Raw genomic sequence first — 18,471 nt, 5'->3', positions numbered from 1 at the left:
GCCATGTCGCTGTTTTCCTTCCACCCGCGCTGGTGCGCGGGCCTTGCATTGCTCGCCTGCGGTGCGGCCCATGCACAAGCGCCGGTGCCGCAGCAAGAGACCGTCCATTTCGGCACCTACGAGAACGATTCGTTCTTCGATAGCGACCGCTTTTATACCAATGGCGTGCAGCTGTCGATCAAGCGCTCGCGCGACCGGCGCGGCGAGTTCGCCAAGGCGCTCACGCGGCGCGCCTGCGCCTGGCTCGGCTGCGAAGACAGCGTTTTCCTGACCAGCCAGACCAACTACGGCCAGCTGATGTACACCCCGCGCGACATCACGATTGCCCAGCCCCAGCCGGAGGACCGGCCGTGGGCAGGCTTGCTGTACGTCGAACATGCCTACGCGCTGCTGTCGCCCGACCAACGCACCCTGACGACGCTGAGCGCGCAGGTGGGGGTGACCGGGCCGGCCTCGCTGTCTGAAGACGCGCAGAAACTCTTCCACAAGATCATGGACCGTCCCGAGCCCAGGGGCTGGCACAACCAGATCGGCGGGTCGCTCGCGCTGATGGCCAGCGCCGAGCGGCGCACTGCGCTCGACAGCCTGTCGCTGGCGCTTCCGGGCGATGTCCAGCTCAACACCGCCGGCTACTGGCGCCTGGCAGCGGGCAACACCATGACCTACGCGGCGGCAGGGCTGGCGGTGGTGGTCGGCAAGGACCTGCCGGCCGTCTCGCCACCGCCTCCCGGCATCGGCAACAAGCTGGTGCAGGACGCGATCGGCACGACCACCTGCATGCTGAAATGGCTGCAATGCACGGCGTTTGCGGTCGTCGAAACGCGGCTGATGGGACGCAACATCTTCCTCGACGGGCGCATGTGGCGCGACGATCCCTCGGTCCAGCGGCGCAAGGTCGTGACCGACCTGATGGTGGGGACGCGTATCGACTTCCCCGACACGCGCAGCGCCAGCCATGGCCCGTGGTTCCTGCAGTTCAAGGTCACGCGCCGCTCGCGCGAGTTCCGCTCGTCGATTCCGGTGCCGCGCCACCGTATCGCGGCGATCACCGTCGGCACCGAATTCTGAGCTTGTTGCAACGGGACAAGCACCGCCTTATACTGCGCTGACTACTTTCGAGGAAAGCTTACATGCGCGGGACATGGGTATTGCTGGCGCCGTTGGTGCTGGCTGGTTGCGTCAAGGACTCGGCTTCGCACTACATCAACGGCAACGAGCACACGCTGAGCGTGCGCGTGGCGCAGGACTATTTCTGGAAGAAGACGGTCGGCGTCACCGTCGTCGCCGCGCGCTGGCCGGACTGCCAGCGGCAGTTCAACTTTGGCGAACTGCCCCAGGCCGAAATGGAACTGGAGCTGTTCGAGGCCGGTGACAATGTGTTCAGCTTGCGCTCCGGCGAGCGCATGTGGCAGCTCGAAACGCAGAACTGCACCTTGTTGCCGACCCCGGCACCCGAGGCGCTGGGCCAGCCGGTCGGCGTGTTCAGGATGGATGACAGTGGCAAGTATGTGTTCGAAAAGGCGGCCGCGCCGGGCTGAGACACAGGCGGCACACCCGGTCGAACCTTCATTGGCCGCCGCCACATCTGCGGCGGCTTTGGCGGATGCGCGCCCGTGCTTATCCGCCCTACACCGTGCGGCGTTCGAGTAATTCCTTCAAGCGCGCCATGGCCTTGGGGCGGCCGGCTTTTTCCAGCGCCAGCTCGAGCAAGGATCGCTCGCCTTCGCGCGCCATGGTCCATTGCGTAAAGTATTCGTGGACCGTGCGCCATGGAGGAAATTCCTTCGGCAAGCTGCGCCAGGCGGTGCCGGTGTCGAGAAAATACAGCATGGCGTTGAAGACGTCGTACAGGTCGTGCTTACGTGGCCGCGTCTTGCGGCGCGCCGCTTCCAGCATGCCGCGTACGGCGTCGAATTCCTCGCGCGAGATGTCAGTCGCGAATTCGGGTCTGGCCATCGCTTTCGCCTCAAATGATCATTTGAGACAAAAATAAGGAACAGGTTCCCGTCAACCCCCGTCCAACGCCGAAAAAACCGCTAGCGGTCGTTGCGCCGCTCGCCCTGCCCGGCCAGGTCCACGGCCATCTGGCGCAGCGCCAGTGCGCGCTCGCCGCGCCCGGTCCAGACGCCGAGCTTGCCGGCGATCTGCGCCAGCTGCGTACCGTTGCGCTGGCTGGCCGGCCCCACCATGTCCGACAGTTCACTCATGATCTGGCCGGACAGCAGCTCGATACGCGCGATGTCATGCGGGGCGAAGTCCACCAGGCCCTGCAGGTAGGTGGCGCCCCATTGCAGCCGCGTGGCGCTGCCGCGCGCGCCCGCCCAGGCTTGCTCGTACCAGTCGATGGCGCGCGCCGGGTCGCCGCGTTTCTTGGAGATTGTTGCGAGCGAGTGCATGAAATAGAACGGCGAATGGGACTGCCCCAGTGCGCCGGCCAGCAGTGCGTCGGCCTCGTCCAGCAGGCCGGCGTCGGCCAGGATGCCGGCCCCGGTATTGAGCACGGCGTGGCGCAGGGCCGGCTCGCTGACCGCGGCAAGGGCGGCCGCGACGCGTGCGCGCGCCAGCGCGGCCATGCCGTCGATCGGCGCGCCCAGCCGCGCCAGCCTGACCCGCACGCGCAGCGCCGACAACTGGTCGGTCAGGTCGAGCGTGGTGTCCGATTCCAGCGCTTCCAGCGCGGCGGCCCAGGTTTGCGCAAAGGCGATGCGCGCTTCCGAGCCGGGCTCGGTCAGGAAACGGACCAGGTCGACCGCGTAGGTGATTACCAGGTCCATCTGGGCGCACACCGTGTTCGGGTCGGCCAGCGCGGCGCCGATGCGGGAAATCACGGTGCGCTGGTCGATGCCGGCTTTGCCGCCCATCGCCGCCGCGTGAAGCGCGTGCCACTCGAGGCGCAGGCCGGCGTGCGGCAGGGTGCAGGCGCGCGTCATGCTGGCCAGGGCGGCGGCGAAATCGAGGTTCTTCAGTACCTGGTGTTCGTCGGTGTCCCAGGCGTAAAAACTGAGCAGGCGCCACTCGTCGTCGGCCAGGCGCCGTTCGCGCGACAGCGCGGCGCTGAGCGACTGGGCGACCGTGTAGGTGGCGCGCAGCGCCAGCCCGAGCGTGCGGACAAAGCGCGCGCCCGACACTTCGCACGGCAAGCGGGTAACTTCGGTGCCGTCCGGTTTGAATACCACCAGGGTGGGATAGCTGCGCAGCTTGTACTGGGCGGCAAGCTGCTGGGCGCCCGGGGCGTCGCCGTCGATGTGCAGCGCGACGAACGAGCCGGCCAGTTCGGCGAAGTCGGCCCGCGCGAACGTGGTCGACTTGATACGGTTGCACGGCGGGCACCACTGCGCGCCCCAGTACAGGAACAGCGGGCGGTCCAGCGCCTGCGCCTGCGCAAAGGCGGCGGCCGCATCGCCCTCGAACCAGTTGAGTTCAGCCATCCGGCCTACGCGTCCCGCGCCAGCGCGAGGAATTCGGTACGCAGCCCCAGGTTCGGCTGCAGTTCGCCGAGCATCGCCGACGTAATGGTCTCTTCGCCCGGCGTGCGGATGCCGCGGCTTTCCATGCACAGGTGGCGGCACTTGATGACCACGCCGACCGCTTTCGGTTCCAGCACTTCCATCAGCGCGTTGGCGATCTGGATCGTCATCCGTTCCTGCACCTGCAGGCGCTTGGAGAAGCAGTCGACCAGCCGGGTCAGCTTGGACAGGCCGACAATCTTGCCGTTTGGCAGATAGCCGATCGTTGCCTTGCCGAAGAAAGGCGCCAGGTGGTGCTCGCAGTGGCTGTAGACCGGGATGCCGCGCACCACGATCAGCTCGTTGTACTGCTCGGCGCCGTCTTCGAACGCCTTCAGCAGCTCGACCGGGTCCTGGTCGTAGCCCGAAGTCCAGTGCTTCCAGGCCTTGGCGACGCGGTGCGGCGTTTCCACAAGGCCAGGGCGGTCCGGGTCTTCGCCCAGGCTGGACAGCAGGCGGCGCCAGTCTTGCTCGGAGAAGGTTTCCTTGGACATATATTCTTAACCCTAAATATTTCGATTGCCGACAGTATATAGAAAATGCGGAGGCCTGACCGGCAGCAGCCTCCCTTCGACTGAGCCACTGCGGGTCATTTGCACCGATGGCGACGCTGTTTATTGCGCTAACCGGACTCATCAAGACCGGCTCCGCGCTAGCGTCAATACATGTCAGTCCACTCGGGAGAAAGCCATGTTTGGAAGCACTGTATTGGAAGTGGCAATTGGCCTTACCTTTTGCTACGCCGCGGTGGCGCTGATCGTCAGCACCGTCCAGGAGGCGCTCGCCTCGCTGCTGCGCCTGCGCGCCCGCACCCTGCTCGACGGCGTCAAGACCATGCTCAACGACCCCCACTACAGCGGGCTGGCGCGCGCGCTGTACAGCCATGCGCTGGTCAACCCGCATGACGACGGTACCGCCGCCGACGAGCGCGCGCTGAAGTTCAAGCCATCGTATATCGAACCGAAGCTGTTTGCCATCGCCATGCTCGACACCATCCAGACCCTGCCCGGCAACTGGGTCCAGCTTGGCCGCGACATCGATGCGGTCGGCGACGAGCAGGTACGGCGCGCGCTGCAAAGCATTTACCAGCAAGCCAATGGCGACCTGGCCAGCCTCCAGGCTGGCATCGCCGGCTGGTTCGACAGCGCCATGGAGCTCGTTTCGGGGGCTTACAAGCGCAAGTCGCTGATGGTCAGCCTGGCCTTGTCGCTGCTGCTGGCGATCCTGTTCAACATCGACAGCATCCACCTCTTCAGCACGCTGTGGCAGCAACCGACGCTGGCCGCGCACCTGTCGGCCGATGCGATCGACAAGGGCGCCGTCAGCGCGCTGATGACCCTGCCAATCGGCTGGCAAAGCTTTCCGGCCCAGGTCGACGGCGCCTTCGCGATGCAGGTGGCGGGCTGGCTGTTGACGGCATCGACCGCGCTATTCGGCGCGCCGTTCTGGTTCGACCTCTTGCAGCGCACCGTGCAGATCCGAGGCACCGGCGAGAAGCCCCAGCAGCGCAGCAAGCAAGAACCGTCAGCTGCGCGGCCGGTGAGCGTCGACCAGAACGCTTGAAATAGAGATGTGCGGCACGCGTTCGGGCCATTCGTCGTTCGGCCCGAACCAGCGTGCCTCGGACAGCTCGTTGGCGTCGATGCGGATGTCGCCGTCCAGGTAATCGGCGGTAAACGCGATCATCAGCGAATGCGGGAAAGGCCAGGACTGGCTCGAGAAATACTTCAGGTTGTGCACGCGCAGGCCGACTTCCTCGTACACCTCGCGGTGCACCGCCTCCTCGATCGACTCCCCGGCTTCCAGGAACCCCGCCAGCGGCGTGAAACGCTTGCTCGGCGAGGCAATATGCATCGCCATCAGGTAGGCGTCGCCCTTGCGGATCAGCACCATCATCGCCGGCGAGATGCGCGGGTAGGCGGCCATGCCGCACTTGACGCACTTGAAGCAGCGCTCGCCGCCGAGCCGTTCCATTGGCGACGCGCAGGCGCCGCAAAAGCGGTGGGTGCGCGCCCACTCGGCGATTTGCGAGGCGCGCCCGGCGATTGCCAGCAAGTCTTCATCGACGGCGCCGAACAGCGAGCGCAAGCCGCGCCACGCATAGCCGTCGGGAGGAGCCGGATCGCCTTCTACCCATGCGGTCTGGCAGTAGCGGTCGCCGAACATGCCGACCGGCTGCAAGTGTTGCGCGTCCGCTCCTGCTGCGGCGGCAACAAACAGGTCCGGCAAGCTCAGGCTGTCCTCGCGCATCAACAACTTGCCGCCGTTGAACACGAAGGTCAGCGGATCGGGGTCGGTACGCGGGTCCATTACGGGGCTGAATGAAAGGGGGCTTTTTAGCATGTCGCGAATGCCTTCAATGTAGAAGTGTGGACATCATACCGCCGGCAATGCCACTGTGCAGCGATGTCGACGAATCTTACAGATGAGCCTGGCGAAGCGAGGGACGCGCGCGGTAAGGGCTTGATTTCATTCAACATCCGATTCAGGGCATAAAAATTGCTTTTATGCATTTATCAAACTTATCTGCAGGTATGTCATGTTCAAGAAAGCCATCGGGATGATCAGCGCGGCCGCGTGCTTCGCGTCGAGCGCCATCGCGGCCCCTGTTTCCATCAATTTCGCTGATTTCGCGGTGGGTACCGCCATCACCAACCAGATTCCGGGCGTGACGTTCTCGCTGATCGGCGGACCCGGCCCGGGCGGTGCGCCGGTGATCGGCGGATTCGACAGCCTTGGCCTGACCAACAGCGCCGGCGGCGATTACGAAACCGCCCAGATCCTGAACCTGCGTTTCGATGGCCTTGCCAGTGACGTATCGTTCAACTTCTTCAACGAGGGTGTCGAATTGTCGGGCGCCGGCCACACCTACTTCTCCGCGTTCAACACGGCCGGCGAGCTGCTGCAGACCGGCTTCGTCGGATTCGGCGGCGCCTTCTCGCTGTCGGCGGCCGGCATTGCCGATCTTCAGTTCAATAACAACACAGGCGGCCTGTCGAGCTGGATGTTCACGCTCAACACACTGGACGCCGACGTCAGCGCCAGCGAAGTACCGGAACCGGCATCGCTGCTGCTGGTCGGCCTGGGCGCGCTCGGTTTTGCGTTGGCGTACCGCCGCAGGGCAGCGCGTAAGCCGGCCTGAAACGCACCGCGCCAGCATCAGCCCGCCGGAGCTCCGCGCGGGCTTTTTTACGTCCTCGCGCGGCCGAATCCGACTGCTGATTCGGCTTCAGCGATGCGAACTAAAGCTCTCGCGCCTGCTCCAACTGGTATCGCCGCCGCCGAGCTGCGCGGCCGCCAGGCAGGGCCCCGACGAGAACAACATGACAAACGAACCGCGTGTACTGGGCGTCAACCGCACGCAAGACGCCAGCGCCTGCCTGATGCAGGGCTCAACACTATTATGGGCGATCCAGAAGGAACGCCTGACCCGTAAAAAGCATCACTGGGGCAAGCAAGGCGACATCGCCAGCATCTACCGGCCGCGCCTGCCCGGACTGGACCGCGAGATCGACGTGCTGGTCGAGTGCTATTCATCCGACGCTGAACTGCGCCACCTCGCGCACTATGAGCAAGAGCTTGGCGCATCGCTGCGCCTGGCCCCCGGCTGCAGGCGCGCGCACCTGTCGCACCACCTGGCCCACGCGTACAGCGTGTTCCATCCCTCGCCGTTCGCCGACGCCGCGGTCATGGTCATCGATGGCCAGGGCAGCGAAGCGTCCACTTTTACCGAACACTGGGCGGGCGCCGCCGAAACGCCGGGCCACTGGCGCGAGGTGTCATCGTTCTACCGGGCCGACCGCAAGCGCGTCGAGTGCATCGGCAAACAGCTGTGGGACCGCGACGACAACCGCCTGGCCGGCCTTGGCATGTTTTACTTCATGCTCACCCAGGCCATGTTTTCCGGCGAAGGCAGCGAAGGCAAGGTCATGGGCCTGGCGCCCCATGGCGATGCCGGCGCTGCCGGGCTGCCGCCGCTCGATGTCTCCGGCCCCCACGTCGGCATTCCGCGCCAGTGGCGCGAGGTGCTGCGCGAACGCGGCCGATATCGCTACGACACCACGGCCAGCGGGGCCCGCTTCAACGCCATCGCCAACCTGGCTGCGGCAGGCCAGCGCGCGTTCGAAGAAGCGCTGCTCGAAGTGGCACGCTGGCTGCACCGCCACACCGGCGCCGACAACCTGTGCTTCGCCGGCGGCACCGCACTCAACTGCTCTGCCAACGACCGCCTGCTGCGCGAAACACCCTTCAAGCGCGTCTTCATTCCACCGGCACCAGGCGACGCCGGCACTGCCCTGGGCTGCGCCATCTATGGCCTGACCGAACTTGCCGGTGCACGCTGCGACTTTCGCTGGCACCACGACTACCTCGGCCCCGAACCGCTGCAAGCCGATATCGCGGCAGCGCTGCACGGCGCCGACGACCTGGTGGTGGCAAAAATCGACCAACTTCCCGACCTCTGCCAGCAGCTGGTCGGGCTCTTGAGCAACGCCAAAGTGGTGGCGCTGTACCAGGGCCGCAGCGAATTCGGCCCGCGCGCGCTTGGCCACCGCAGCATTCTTGGCGATCCGCGCAACGAGCGCATGCGCGACTGGATCAATGCCGAGGTCAAGCAGCGCGAGTGGTTCAGGCCGCTGGCGCCGGTAGTGCTGCTTGACCGCGCAAGCGCCTACTTCGGCATCCAGCGGGCGTCTCCCTTCATGCAGTTCGCGGCCCCGGTGCGCCAGGATGCCGCGCCGGTGCTGCCGGCGGTAACCCACGTCGACTTCACCGCAAGGCTGCAAACAGTCGGCGATGACGACGACCCCCTGCTGTGGACATTGCTAAACGCCTTCGAGGCAAGCACCGGCGTACCGGTACTGCTCAACACCTCGTTCAACCGAAAGGAAGAACCCATCGTCGAAACGCCGGCCGAGGCGCTGGAAACGTTCCGGAACACGCCGATCCACGCGCTGGCCATGCCGCCCTACCTGATCCGCAAGCGGCGCGAACCACCCGCTGTCGCCTGAGAGCCTGCTCCATGCCGCGGGCCTGTGGATGATCGCCGGATACCCTGCCAGCGCCAGCATCGCCCGGGGCGCCACGCTGGTGCTGCACATATCGACGACGGCGCGCCGATTCCGCGTGCTGTTCTACCGATGGTCCGATGAACTCGTGCCGGTGCACATCACCGGCTGGATGCCGGGCAAATATGCTGCACCACGCGGCCCAGCGGATGACTGGGACTGGCCCGCCTATCCGTTCAAGCTGCAAGGCAACTGGCCGTCCGCCGTCTACCTCGCCTTCCTGGACGACGGACGGGGCGCCGCGCCGTCGCTCGCCGCCAGCAGCGCGGCCGTCCTGTTCGTCGTGCGCGGCATGGGCGAGGCCCGGCTGTTGTACAAGCTGCCGCTCGCCACTTACCACGCCTACAACTTCAGCGGCGGCGGCTGCTTCTACAACAACCCACCATGGTCGGCCGACCCTCCGGGCGGAAAGGTCTGCTTCCAGCGGCCCGGCGGCGGCATTGGCGGCGCCGTCTGGTGCGCGCCCGATCACTACGACCCGGGTTCGCCACGCCAGACCTTCGCCCACTGGGACGCGCCGTTCATCCGCTGGCTCACGCGCAATGGGTATGCGGCCGACTTTTGCACCGGCCTCGACTTCGCTCACGGCGAACCTGTTCCCGACAGCCACCGCCTCCTGCTCACGGCGGGGCACGACGAATACTGGAGCGAGCCGGAACGCGACGCCGTCGAATCGTTCATCGCGCGGGGCGGCAACGTCGCCATCTTCGGCGCCAATACCTGCTGGTGGCGCGTCCGGCTGGTCGATGACGGCGCATCGATGGTCTGCCACCAGGGCGGCCCGGACGGTGCGCGCGACCATTGGTGGCCCGCCAGCGGCGTGGGCCGGCCTGAAGATTCGCTGAGCGGCCTGAGCTACCGGCACGGCGGCGGCTGGTGGGACGGCGCGCGCGAGACCGATGGCTACATCGTCCAGCAGGCGGCGCACTGGGTGTTTGCGGGAACCGGCCTGGCAGACGGCCAATCGTTCGGCGCCCACACCAGGCCGCCGCTGATCGGCTACGAATGCGATGGCATGCCGATCGCGGCATTCGACCATCGCAAGCGGCGCGCCACGCTGTCACCACCATGCGCGCGCGGCGCGACGCCCGCAGGCTTCGCGCTCCTCGCCGCAAGCGTGCTCGGGCGCGGGTGGCAGGAGCTGCCGCGCCGCGAACCGGAAGCAGAGCGCGGCGGCATCCATGCCGCGGCAATCGGCCTGTACGCCAACGGCGGCACGGTGTTCAGCGCCGGCACCACCGATTGGGCGCGGGTGCTTGGCACCATGCAGGAACCCTGCGTCGACACCATCACACGCAACGTGATTGACCGGCTACAGGAAAATTGAACATCAACTGAACTGTGGCTGGCCGTGCCGGTCGAACCGAAGAGCAGAACCAAGCGCGCTTCGGCGCAGGAGGCAATGAATGAACGCCGAACATACGCTTCGCACCAGCGCTAATTCCCACCTCTGCGTGGCCGATCGCGCACCCGGTTCCCTCGTCATCTTCCGCGCCCTTCAGCTCGGCGACATGCTGTGCGCCGTTCCCGCGCTGCGGGCCTTGCGCGCCGCATTGCCGACCACACGGATCGTGCTGGTCGGCTTGCCCTGGGCGACGCAGTTTGCCGGGCGCTTTGCGGGTTACATCGATGCTTTCCTCGCCTATCCTGGCCACCATGGCCTGCCGGAGCAGCCGGTACAGGACCGCCTCGTAGCGCCCTTCTACGCGGCAATCACCAGCAATAAGTTCGACCTCGCCCTGCAGTTGCACGGCAGCGGCGAGATCACCAATGCGATTGTCCAGTCGTTCGGCGCGCGCTGCGTTGCCGGTTTCGGCATTCCAATGCGCCCGGCGGGCAAGGACGATTACTTCTACCCCTACCCGGACTGCGGCCCGGAGCCACTGCGGCTGCTTGAACTAACTCAACAGCTCGGTGCGCCGACAATCGGCGTGCACCTGGAGTTTCCGATCACGGATGCAGACGAACGGGAGCTTGCCGCAAGCGGCATCGCCAGCGGCCTCAGGGCCGGAACATACCTGTGCGTCCACCCGGGAGCGCGCTGGCGCGACAAGTGCTGGCCGCCGCAGCTGTTTGCGCAGGTCGCTGACCGGCTTGCCGCCGAGTTTGGCCTGCAGGTGGTGCTGACAGGATCAGCGGATGAAGCTGCCCTTACCGCCGAGGTGGCGCGGCATATGCGCACGCCTGCGCTGGACGCCGCCGTCCCGATGTCCATCGGGGCCATGGCTGCGCTGATGAGCCGTTCCAGACTTCTGCTGTGCAACGACACCGGCGTCTCGCATATTGCTGCAGGGCTCAGGTTGCGCAGCGTGGTCATTTTCAGCAAAGCGGACATACGGCGCTGGGCGCCGCTCGATCAGCAGCATCACAAGTGCCTGTGGGATCCGGCAGGTGAGCGGGCAGATGAGGTTCTGGAGCACGCGCGGGTGCTGCTGTGCGGTGTGTAGCCGCCGTGTCGTTGCCTGCGCGCGGGCTGGCAAGCTCAGGTGCGTAACATCGTTGACTCAAACAACTCCAGTGCCATCTCCCTGACATGCTCAACCGGGACATCGTCGACAAAGCAGACGTCGTGCTCGCACCGCGACTTGCGGTTCTCTTGGCCGCAAACCGGGCAATGTATTCTTGTGGACATCGCGGCGCGATGCATGTTCTGGCGCAGGGGACAGGCCTCCATCAGGTTGGTCAGCCAGTACACACCCACGCATGGGGTGCCCATCGCCAGCGCCAGGTGCAGTGGACCGGAGTCATTCGACAGCACCATCGCCGCGCGGTCGATCACTCCACACAGGCCCGACAACGACAGCGCGTCAGTGAGATCGATCGCCGCGTTGCGCATGTGTCCGATCACACCCTGCACCAGGGCAGACTCGTCGCGAGTTCCATTGACGGCGATGACCGCCCCCGCCTGCGCCAGCGCATCGGCGACAGCCGCAAAACGCTCGACAGGCCAGCGCCTGCGCGGGTCGCTTGAACCTGGGTGCACGACGACCACGCGCGCAGAAGGCGGCACTGGAAACGCCGTCGCCGCCTGAACCCGGTCCCCTTGGGTGACCTGTAGTTCGCGTCCTGTGCGCCACATGGTCGCGCCGGCAAGCGCGGCAATTTCCAGCATCTCGAGGCGGCGGTTGTTGAAGTCGCCGTAAGCGATCCACCTGTCGAGCGGCTCGGCATCGGGCGTGCGCGCACCGACGGTCACCCTCGCGCCGAGCCGCTTGATGAACGGATTCGAATAGCGCCCGCCGCCGAACATCTGCACCGCAAGGTCGAACCCTTCGCTGCGCATCGCAACGACAAACGCATCCACCGCGAGCTGGTCCACCTTTGCCTCCGGGTGGGCGCCCACGCCGGGTATCGGCGGCGCGACCACGACCCGGTCGATGGGACCAGGCCGGCCCAGCAAAAAGTCAGCATGCCATTGCTTGCCGACATACCAGATTTCCGCAGCTGGATAGGCAAAGCGCAGCGCGTGCAGCGCCGGCAATGCGAACACGAAATCGCCGACAGCGTTGGGCCGCAGCGCCAGAATTTTTTGCACGCCGGGAATGGTGCTGTTCGAAGCGCGCGTCATGCGCTTCGCGCTGCGAGCAGCATTCGCGGCGCATCGCATCGGCGCGCCTGGACCGTGGTCGGCAGTTCCATGTGAAAAGCGCCGGAGGGAATGATTCCACAGCCGCCATACTTCGCCATCACGCGCAGCTGCGCCAGAACGTCCTCACCGCAATGTTCGGGCGGCAGCTCCTGCCAGAAGTCGAAACCGCCGGCGTCGCGCAGTTTGGCCGTATCGAACAGCACGCACCCGCCTACCCAGGCGACCCGATAGTGCCGAGTGTCTTCGCGCGCCAGCTTCAGCGCCGACTGGACGTGATACAGGTTGGCAGCGCTGTGCAAATGGTGGCGCGCCCAGGCGGCGCAGTCCGGAGTGATGATTTCCGGCGTAACCTGGCCTTCCCAAAACTCGATGTGCTGTTGATGCGGCCGTTGTTCGGCGCTGTAGCTCAAACCATGCAGCGCACTGCCGACGAACCCGCACTGCTGTTCGCGAATCGCGGCGTACAGGCGTTGCAGCAGGTCAGGTTCGAGGATGACATCGTCATCGAGGAACAGGCAATACGGGCCGGTAACGGCTGCCAGCAGGAATGCGCGTTGCTCCGCCATGCCGCGGCACGGCACGTTGCGCAGGGTAAGTACGGGCACCTCGCGCGCGCGCAAGACGCGCGTCACCGCGACCACCTCGGGAGTTAAGAACACACCATCATCCTCCGACTGGTCTGAAACGATGATGCGGAAGCGCTCGAAATTTTGCGACGACAATGCGGTGAGAACAACCGCGAGCGCGCAAGGCCGGTTACAGGTGGGTATCAGGACATCGATCACCGCCTCGCTGCTCATGGTGCCGCCTTGCCCGGTGCCGAGGCTTGCTGCGCATACAGGTAGGGATTGAGCGCGGGATCGTTGTACATCTTGAACTGGCGGTAGACCTTGAAGTAGGCAAGGCCCAGACGCGCGTCCGCAAGAAGGTTATCGAGGCAAGAGGCAAGGTCGGCGCGCTGCATGGCGAGGCGCCGCAGCCTGGTGTTGCAGGTGTCGATGTGATCGGCGCCGGCATCGTGACGCCGGGTTTGCTCGCGCATATGGAATATCTTGAGCGACAGAATCGACAGCCGGTCGATCATCGCACCGGCAGTTTCGCTGCTGAGGCGCGCTCCCGGCGAGCGCATGGTGTTGCCGAGTAGCTGAAGAACCACTTCGTCGATCGCCTCCACGGCGTCGTTGCGCAACTGATTGTGCCGGTCGATCAGGCGTTTGCTGGCGGCTATCTCGGCTGGCTCGACGTCGGTGCGCCTGGCACGGTCTTCCTCGTTCCACAACAATCCATTGAAACGATGGTTGGCATCGATCCAGCGCCACGCACCGTCGAGCGCGTGCGGCGGTGCCGCATTCGGCCATGCGGGATCGACCAGCTTGGCATCATGAAAATGTGCGATCGACAGGGCCTCGAGATCCTCCAGCATGGGTATTCTCCTTGCAAGGCTGAGCGGCTGCGAATGCAACCGTGCCAAGCTTGGAGAAATACTGATGCGCTGAAGTTCTGCGCGGCCGGGACATCATTGATGTGCCCCAAGCGCCTGCTGGTTACGCGAAAGGACGTGGCCGACGCTTCGCGCGCATGACCAGCCCGAGAAGGCCAAGGCCAGCGAACAACATGTTCGATGGCTCGGGGACGTCGACAACGTCGAGGACAAGGTTGTCGAGGTTAAGAATATAGTTCGGCCGATCGGGCAGAATCGAGAAGCTGGCGATGGCTTCGGAGGTCGTGACGGACAACAAACCCTCCATCATCGCGGTACCGGGGCCGAAGTGTTCGAGGCGATGGATCGCAAGAACGTTTCCGGACGCGCCATAGGCTGTCAACGTCGCATCCCAGTACGACTTGCTCATCATACTGATACCAAAGACCGGCACGCCTAATGAAATAATCGGGTTGTCAGAGCTTAGGAAATGATTTGCAGGATTCCCATCAAAGAATCCACTTTGGTGAAGGCTGCCACGGACGAACGTAATGCCCATCGTTGCAAATTCATCGCTAAGCCGCCAGATCATATTGTGGGCAGGGACGTCATCCGACGTGCCCAACTTTCCGTCAAGGCCTGGGTAGGATTCAAAATCAATCGTAATCGGTGCCGCGAAGGATGGGGCGCAGGTCAATAAAAGAGATGCAAAAAGCAGAGTTGCGAGGCGGCTGAACATCGTGACGTTTCCTATACGTGGTTGCCCTGCCGGACGCTATCAACGCGATCGGACGAGACTTATGCGGTTGGGGTAGTTTCATAAATAACAACAACCAGGAGTGTAAGCGTACGCATCTTTTCTGTCTAGAAGCAGTAAAAACCCGGCCAGCCGAAGTGCCGGGTTGCGATATGGCTTCAGACAATCAGCTGAATGCTTCGAGTGACACTTCAGACTGAAGGTGCGTCGGTACCGCATTCGGTGATACCCACACTTGCGTCGGCGCGTTGGTGCCGCCGCCGTTGGATTTGCAGACCATGACCTTGTCTTGCTGGCAGCGCGCATCGACGACCGGCACCGTTACTTTGGCTTCAGCGGCGCGACCGTCGGTGGCGCTTTCCCGCGAATAAAAAACCCCTGCAGCGCCGAAACGTTGCAGGGGTTTGGTTATTTCCGTACGTCAGGTACGTTTTAGAACGGAATGTCGTCATCCATATCCGAGAAATTCGGTGCCGGACGCGGCGCCGGGCGCGCGGCCGGTGCCGGAGGGGCCTGGCGCTGTGGCGCTGGACGGCTCTGCTGTGGTGCATCGTAGCCGCCGCCGTCGTCCATGCCGCCGCCAGCGTCGCCGCCCATGCCCTGGCGTCCGCCAAGCATCTGCATGTTTTCAGCGATGATGTCGGTTGCGTACTTCTCGACGCCGTCCTTGTCGGTGTACTTGCGGGTCTGCAGGCGGCCTTCTACATAGACCGACGAGCCCTTTTTCAGGTACTGGCCAACGATTTCAGCCAGGCGGCCGAAGAACGAAATGCGGTGCCACTCGGTCAGCTCTTTCTGCTCGCCGGTGTTGCGGTCCTTCGACTTGTACGAGGTCGCGACGGCGATGTTGGCGATGGCGTCACCGCTCGGCATGTAGCGGATCTCCGGATCGCGCCCCAGGTTGCCGACGATGATGACTTTATTCACTGATGCCATGTATTACTCCTAATGAACGCGACGGCGCGCGACGCGATGATTTATCCCTAAACGACGATTATATGTCAGCCATCCAGTGAAAAGCACTCAATATTGTGCACTCAACATGCGTTTGCAGGGAGCATGAATACTGGTATTATATACAGTACCCCGCGATAGATTCCTGAGCGATCTCAATATGCTCTCCCCCCGCTTACGGCCTCAGCCAATCGAAGCAGCCCGGAACGTCCGAAGTGAATCGCGGCTATAGTATGTGGCTGACCATCAAAGGCAAAAATACATGGAACAAATCCGCATTCGCGGCGCTCGTACGCACAACCTCAAGAACATCAATCTTGACCTTCCCCGCAACAAGCTGATCGTCATCACCGGGCTGTCCGGTTCGGGCAAGTCTTCGCTTGCTTTCGACACCTTGTATGCCGAAGGCCAGCGGCGCTATGTGGAATCGCTGTCGGCGTATGCGCGCCAGTTTTTGCAGCTGATGGAAAAGCCCGACGTCGACATGATCGAAGGCCTGTCGCCGGCCATCTCGATCGAGCAGAAGGCCACTTCGCACAACCCGCGCTCCACAGTCGGCACGGTCACCGAAATCCACGATTACCTGCGCCTGCTGTACGCGCGCGTCGGCACGCCCTACTGCATCAACCATCCGGAAAACGCGCTGGCCGCGCAAACCGTGTCGCAGATGGTCGATGCGGTACTGGCCATGCCGGCCGATACAAAACTGATGATCCTCGCGCCAGTGGTCGCCAACCGCAAGGGCGAGCATTCCGACCTGTTCGAGGGCATGCAGGCGCAGGGCTTCGTGCGCTTCCGCATCCAGAGCGGCACGCACGCGGCCAAGATCTACGAGATCGACGACCTGCCGAAGCTGAAGAAAACCGAAAAGCACACCATCGACGTGGTGATCGACCGCGTCAAGGTCAACGACGAGATCAAGCAGCGCCTGGCCGAAAGCTTCGAGACAGCGCTGCGCCTGGCCGATGGCCGCGCCGTGGTGCTCGAGATGGATGGCGGGGAAGAGCACGTCTACTCCAACAAGTTCGCCTGTAACGAATGCGGCTACTCGCTGCAGGAACTCGAGCCGCGCCTGTTCTCGTTTAATAATCCGATGGGCGCCTGCCCAGAATGCGACGGCCTTGGCCACATCGAGTTCTTCGACCCGAAGCGCATCGTCGCCTTCCCCAACCTGTCGCTCGCATCGGGCGCGGTAAAGGGCTGGGACCGGCGCAACCAGTTCTACTTCCAGATGTTGTCGAACCTGGCGGCGTACTACGAATTCGACATCGACGAGCCGTTCGAAAAGCTGCCGGAAGCATCGCAGAAAGCAGTCCTCTACGGCTCGGGCAAAACCTCGATTCCGTTCACCTATGTGAACGAGCGTGGCCGCACCGTGATCCGCGAGCACACGTTCGAAGGCGTTGTCACCAACCTGCAGCGCCGCTATCGCGAAACCGATTCGATGGCGGTGAAAGAGGAGCTGTCGAAGTTCATCAACGAGAAGCAGTGCCCGTCGTGCGACGGCGCGCGCCTGCGCACCGAAGCGCGCTACGTCAAGGTCGGCGAAGGCAAGCAGCAGCGCGCAATCTACGAAGTGGCCAACAAGCCGCTGCGCGACTGCCTCGAGTTCTTCGAAAAGCTGAAACTCAAGGGCGCCAAGAAGGACATCGCCGACCGCGTGATCAAGGAGATCGTCTCGCGCCTCACGTTCCTCAATAACGTGGGCCTCGACTACCTGTCGCTGGACCGCAGCGCCGACACCCTGTCGGGCGGCGAAGCGCAGCGCATCCGCCTGGCGTCGCAGATCGGCTCGGGCCTGACCGGCGTGATGTACGTGCTCGATGAACCGTCGATCGGCCTGCACCAGCGCGACAACGACCGCCTGATCGAAACGCTCAAGCACCTGCGCGACATCGGCAACAGCGTGCTGGTGGTGGAGCACGATGAAGATGCGATCCGCACCGCCGACTACGTCGTCGACATGGGTCCGGGCGCCGGCGTGCATGGCGGCCAGATCATCGCCGAAGGCACGGTCAAGGAGATCCTGAAGAACAAGAACTCGCTGACCGCGAAATACCTGAACGGCACGCTCGGCATCGCGGTCCCGAAGAAGCGCCACCCGTCGAATCCCGACCGCCAGCTGGTGATCACGGGCGCGACCGGCAACAACCTGAAGAAGGTATCGCTCAAGCTGCCGGTCGGTTTGCTGACCTGCGTGACAGGCGTATCCGGTTCGGGCAAGTCGACGCTGGTCAACGACACGCTCTACCCTGCCCTGTCGCGCCACCTGTATGGCTCGCAGACCGAGCCTGCGCCGCACGAGTCGATCAGCGGGCTTGAGCACTTCGACAAGGTGATCTCGGTCGACCAGGCGCCGATCGGCCGCACGCCGCGTTCCAACCCGGCCACCTACACCGGCGTGTTCACGCCGATCCGCGATTTGTTCTCTACCGTGCCGACGGCGAAAGAGCGCGGCTACAGCGCCGGGCGCTTCTCGTTCAACGTCAAGGGCGGGCGCTGCGAAGCATGCCAGGGCGACGGCGTGATCAAGGTCGAAATGCACTTCCTGCCGGACGTGTACGTGCCGTGCGACGTCTGCCACGGCAAGCGCTACAACCGCGAAACGCTCGAAGTGCAGTACAAGGGCAAGAATATCACCGAAGTGCTGAACCTGACGGTGGAAGACGCGCACGAATTCTTCAAGCCGGTGCCGGTTATCGCGCGCAAGCTGCAAACGCTGCTCGATGTCGGCCTTGGGTACATCAAGCTGGGGCAAAGCGCGACCACGCTGTCGGGCGGCGAGGCGCAGCGGGTCAAGCTGTCGCTCGAGCTGTCCAAGCGCGACACCGGCCGCACCTTGTACATCCTCGATGAGCCGACCACGGGCCTGCACTTCCACGATATCGACTTGCTGCTGAAGGTGATTCATCGCCTGCGCGACCAGGGCAATACCTTGGTGATCATCGAGCACAACCTCGACGTGATCAAGACGGCTGACTGGCTGGTCGACCTCGGGCCGGAAGGCGGCGCGGGCGGCGGCAGGATCATCGCCAGCGGCACGCCGGAAGAAGTGGCGGCCAATCCGGAGAGCGTGACCGGCAAGTACCTCGGGCCGCTGTTGAAGGTGAAATCGAAGTAAGCGGTATCCACCGAATTGCGTGCACAAAAAAAGGGACTGCGAAAGCAGTCCCTTTTTC

Annotated in this window: 17 protein-coding genes; 8 read left to right on the top strand and 9 right to left on the bottom strand. The window is 64.1% G+C overall.

The window, feature by feature from the left end; genetic code table 11:
• Positions 1–3: 3 nt before the first annotated feature.
• Positions 4–1,068, top strand: a complete 1,065-nt coding sequence (locus tag I4X03_RS04125; RefSeq protein ID WP_223465979.1) for a lipid A deacylase LpxR family protein — start codon at positions 4–6, stop codon at positions 1,066–1,068.
• 62 nt (positions 1,069–1,130) lie between these two features.
• Positions 1,131–1,538, top strand: a complete 408-nt coding sequence (locus I4X03_RS04120; RefSeq protein WP_223465978.1) for a hypothetical protein — start codon at positions 1,131–1,133, stop codon at positions 1,536–1,538.
• An 88-nt stretch (positions 1,539–1,626) separates the two neighbouring features.
• Here the strand turns inward: I4X03_RS04120 and I4X03_RS04115 are convergent, their stop codons facing one another.
• From I4X03_RS04115 to folE, 3 genes are all read right to left on the bottom strand, one after another.
• Complete coding sequence (locus I4X03_RS04115) at positions 1,627–1,956, bottom strand: transposase (protein ID WP_370660480.1); 330 nt, start codon at positions 1,954–1,956, stop codon at positions 1,627–1,629.
• Positions 1,957–2,036: 80 nt separating this feature from the next.
• Positions 2,037–3,428 carry a thioredoxin family protein gene (locus I4X03_RS04110; RefSeq protein WP_223465977.1) on the bottom strand — a complete coding sequence of 464 codons (1,392 nt, stop codon included), beginning with the start codon at positions 3,426–3,428 and terminating at the stop codon, positions 2,037–2,039.
• Positions 3,429–3,433: 5 nt separating this feature from the next.
• Positions 3,434–4,000, bottom strand: a complete 567-nt coding sequence (folE, locus tag I4X03_RS04105) for a GTP cyclohydrolase I FolE (protein ID WP_223465975.1) — start codon at positions 3,998–4,000, stop codon at positions 3,434–3,436.
• A gap of 196 nt (positions 4,001–4,196) precedes the next feature.
• On the opposite strand from folE, the gene I4X03_RS04100 reads away from it, so the two are divergent.
• Positions 4,197–5,069, top strand: a complete 873-nt coding sequence (locus I4X03_RS04100; protein ID WP_223465973.1) for a hypothetical protein — start codon at positions 4,197–4,199, stop codon at positions 5,067–5,069.
• Here I4X03_RS04100 and nudC read toward each other — a convergent pair.
• Positions 5,031–5,849 (bottom strand): NAD(+) diphosphatase, encoded by an 819-nt coding sequence (nudC, locus tag I4X03_RS04095; protein ID WP_223465971.1) that lies wholly within the window; start codon positions 5,847–5,849, stop codon positions 5,031–5,033. The two genes, I4X03_RS04100 and nudC, sit on opposite strands and share 39 nt — an antisense overlap.
• A 196-nt stretch (positions 5,850–6,045) precedes the next feature.
• On the opposite strand from nudC, the gene I4X03_RS04090 reads away from it, so the two are divergent.
• The 4 genes from I4X03_RS04090 to I4X03_RS04075 all read left to right on the top strand — a co-directional run bounded on the left by I4X03_RS04090 (position 6,046) and on the right by I4X03_RS04075 (position 11,019).
• Complete coding sequence (locus tag I4X03_RS04090) at positions 6,046–6,648, top strand: PEP-CTERM sorting domain-containing protein (RefSeq protein ID WP_223465967.1); 603 nt, start codon at positions 6,046–6,048, stop codon at positions 6,646–6,648.
• Between the two features lie 181 nt (positions 6,649–6,829).
• Positions 6,830–8,515 carry a carbamoyltransferase family protein gene (locus I4X03_RS04085; RefSeq protein ID WP_223465965.1) on the top strand — a complete coding sequence of 562 codons (1,686 nt, stop codon included), beginning with the start codon at positions 6,830–6,832 and terminating at the stop codon, positions 8,513–8,515.
• Positions 8,516–8,543: 28 nt separating this feature from the next.
• The gene (locus tag I4X03_RS04080; protein WP_223465963.1) at positions 8,544–9,899 is read left to right on the top strand and encodes a N,N-dimethylformamidase beta subunit family domain-containing protein; all 1,356 of its coding nucleotides are present in this window, start codon (positions 8,544–8,546) and stop codon (positions 9,897–9,899) included.
• Positions 9,900–9,978: 79 nt separating this feature from the next.
• A complete protein-coding gene (locus I4X03_RS04075; RefSeq protein WP_223465961.1) occupies positions 9,979–11,019 on the top strand; it encodes a glycosyltransferase family 9 protein in 1,041 nt (346 codons plus the stop codon).
• 35 nt (positions 11,020–11,054) lie between these two features.
• Here the strand turns inward: I4X03_RS04075 and I4X03_RS04070 are convergent, their stop codons facing one another.
• The 5 genes from I4X03_RS04070 to ssb form a co-directional block, all read right to left on the bottom strand.
• Positions 11,055–12,140: a glycosyltransferase family 9 protein gene (locus I4X03_RS04070; RefSeq protein WP_223465959.1), complete on the bottom strand. Its 1,086-nt coding sequence runs from the start codon at positions 12,138–12,140 to the stop codon at positions 11,055–11,057.
• Complete coding sequence (locus tag I4X03_RS04065) at positions 12,137–12,961, bottom strand: glycosyltransferase family 2 protein (RefSeq protein WP_223465957.1); 825 nt, start codon at positions 12,959–12,961, stop codon at positions 12,137–12,139. The genes I4X03_RS04070 and I4X03_RS04065 overlap by 4 nt, the downstream gene beginning before the upstream one ends.
• Positions 12,958–13,584, bottom strand: a complete 627-nt coding sequence (locus I4X03_RS04060; RefSeq protein ID WP_223465955.1) for a DUF4254 domain-containing protein — start codon at positions 13,582–13,584, stop codon at positions 12,958–12,960. The genes I4X03_RS04065 and I4X03_RS04060 overlap by 4 nt, the downstream gene beginning before the upstream one ends.
• A gap of 121 nt (positions 13,585–13,705) precedes the next feature.
• Positions 13,706–14,320, bottom strand: a complete 615-nt coding sequence (locus I4X03_RS04055; protein ID WP_223465953.1) for a PEP-CTERM sorting domain-containing protein — start codon at positions 14,318–14,320, stop codon at positions 13,706–13,708.
• A 450-nt stretch (positions 14,321–14,770) separates the two neighbouring features.
• Complete coding sequence (gene ssb / locus I4X03_RS04050) at positions 14,771–15,274, bottom strand: single-stranded DNA-binding protein (protein WP_223465952.1); 504 nt, start codon at positions 15,272–15,274, stop codon at positions 14,771–14,773.
• A 280-nt stretch (positions 15,275–15,554) separates the two neighbouring features.
• On the opposite strand from ssb, the gene uvrA reads away from it, so the two are divergent.
• A complete protein-coding gene (gene uvrA / locus I4X03_RS04045) occupies positions 15,555–18,413 on the top strand; it encodes an excinuclease ABC subunit UvrA (RefSeq protein ID WP_223465951.1) in 2,859 nt (952 codons plus the stop codon).
• The last annotated feature ends 58 nt before the right edge of the window (positions 18,414–18,471 follow it).

The organism is Massilia soli (genome assembly GCF_016809835.1).
In the GTDB taxonomy this organism is placed as follows: Bacteria; Pseudomonadota; Gammaproteobacteria; order Burkholderiales; family Burkholderiaceae_D; genus Telluria_A; species Telluria_A soli.
Note: the sequence above shows the minus strand (reverse complement) of the source record. Positions and strands in the feature narration are given on the sequence as shown.

Bases quoted from the DNA above. Each gene is read 5' to 3' on its own strand.
- I4X03_RS04125 (WP_223465979.1), top strand. From the start codon at position 4: ATGTCGCTGTTTTCCTTCCACCCGCGCTGGTGCGCGGGCCTTGCATTG.
- I4X03_RS04120 (WP_223465978.1), top strand. From the start codon at position 1,131: ATGCGCGGGACATGGGTATTGCTGGCGCCGTTGGTGCTGGCTGGTTGC.
- I4X03_RS04115 (WP_370660480.1), bottom strand. From the start codon at position 1,956: ATGGCCAGACCCGAATTCGCGACTGACATCTCGCGCGAGGAATTCGAC.
- I4X03_RS04110 (WP_223465977.1), bottom strand. From the start codon at position 3,428: ATGGCTGAACTCAACTGGTTCGAGGGCGATGCGGCCGCCGCCTTTGCG.
- folE (WP_223465975.1), bottom strand. From the start codon at position 4,000: ATGTCCAAGGAAACCTTCTCCGAGCAAGACTGGCGCCGCCTGCTGTCC.
- I4X03_RS04100 (WP_223465973.1), top strand. From the start codon at position 4,197: ATGTTTGGAAGCACTGTATTGGAAGTGGCAATTGGCCTTACCTTTTGC.
- nudC (WP_223465971.1), bottom strand. From the start codon at position 5,849: ATGCTAAAAAGCCCCCTTTCATTCAGCCCCGTAATGGACCCGCGTACC.
- I4X03_RS04090 (WP_223465967.1), top strand. From the start codon at position 6,046: ATGTTCAAGAAAGCCATCGGGATGATCAGCGCGGCCGCGTGCTTCGCG.
- I4X03_RS04085 (WP_223465965.1), top strand. From the start codon at position 6,830: ATGACAAACGAACCGCGTGTACTGGGCGTCAACCGCACGCAAGACGCC.
- I4X03_RS04080 (WP_223465963.1), top strand. From the start codon at position 8,544: ATGATCGCCGGATACCCTGCCAGCGCCAGCATCGCCCGGGGCGCCACG.
- I4X03_RS04075 (WP_223465961.1), top strand. From the start codon at position 9,979: ATGAACGCCGAACATACGCTTCGCACCAGCGCTAATTCCCACCTCTGC.
- I4X03_RS04070 (WP_223465959.1), bottom strand. From the start codon at position 12,140: ATGACGCGCGCTTCGAACAGCACCATTCCCGGCGTGCAAAAAATTCTG.
- I4X03_RS04065 (WP_223465957.1), bottom strand. From the start codon at position 12,961: ATGAGCAGCGAGGCGGTGATCGATGTCCTGATACCCACCTGTAACCGG.
- I4X03_RS04060 (WP_223465955.1), bottom strand. From the start codon at position 13,584: ATGCTGGAGGATCTCGAGGCCCTGTCGATCGCACATTTTCATGATGCC.
- I4X03_RS04055 (WP_223465953.1), bottom strand. From the start codon at position 14,320: ATGTTCAGCCGCCTCGCAACTCTGCTTTTTGCATCTCTTTTATTGACC.
- ssb (WP_223465952.1), bottom strand. From the start codon at position 15,274: ATGGCATCAGTGAATAAAGTCATCATCGTCGGCAACCTGGGGCGCGAT.
- uvrA (WP_223465951.1), top strand. From the start codon at position 15,555: ATGGAACAAATCCGCATTCGCGGCGCTCGTACGCACAACCTCAAGAAC.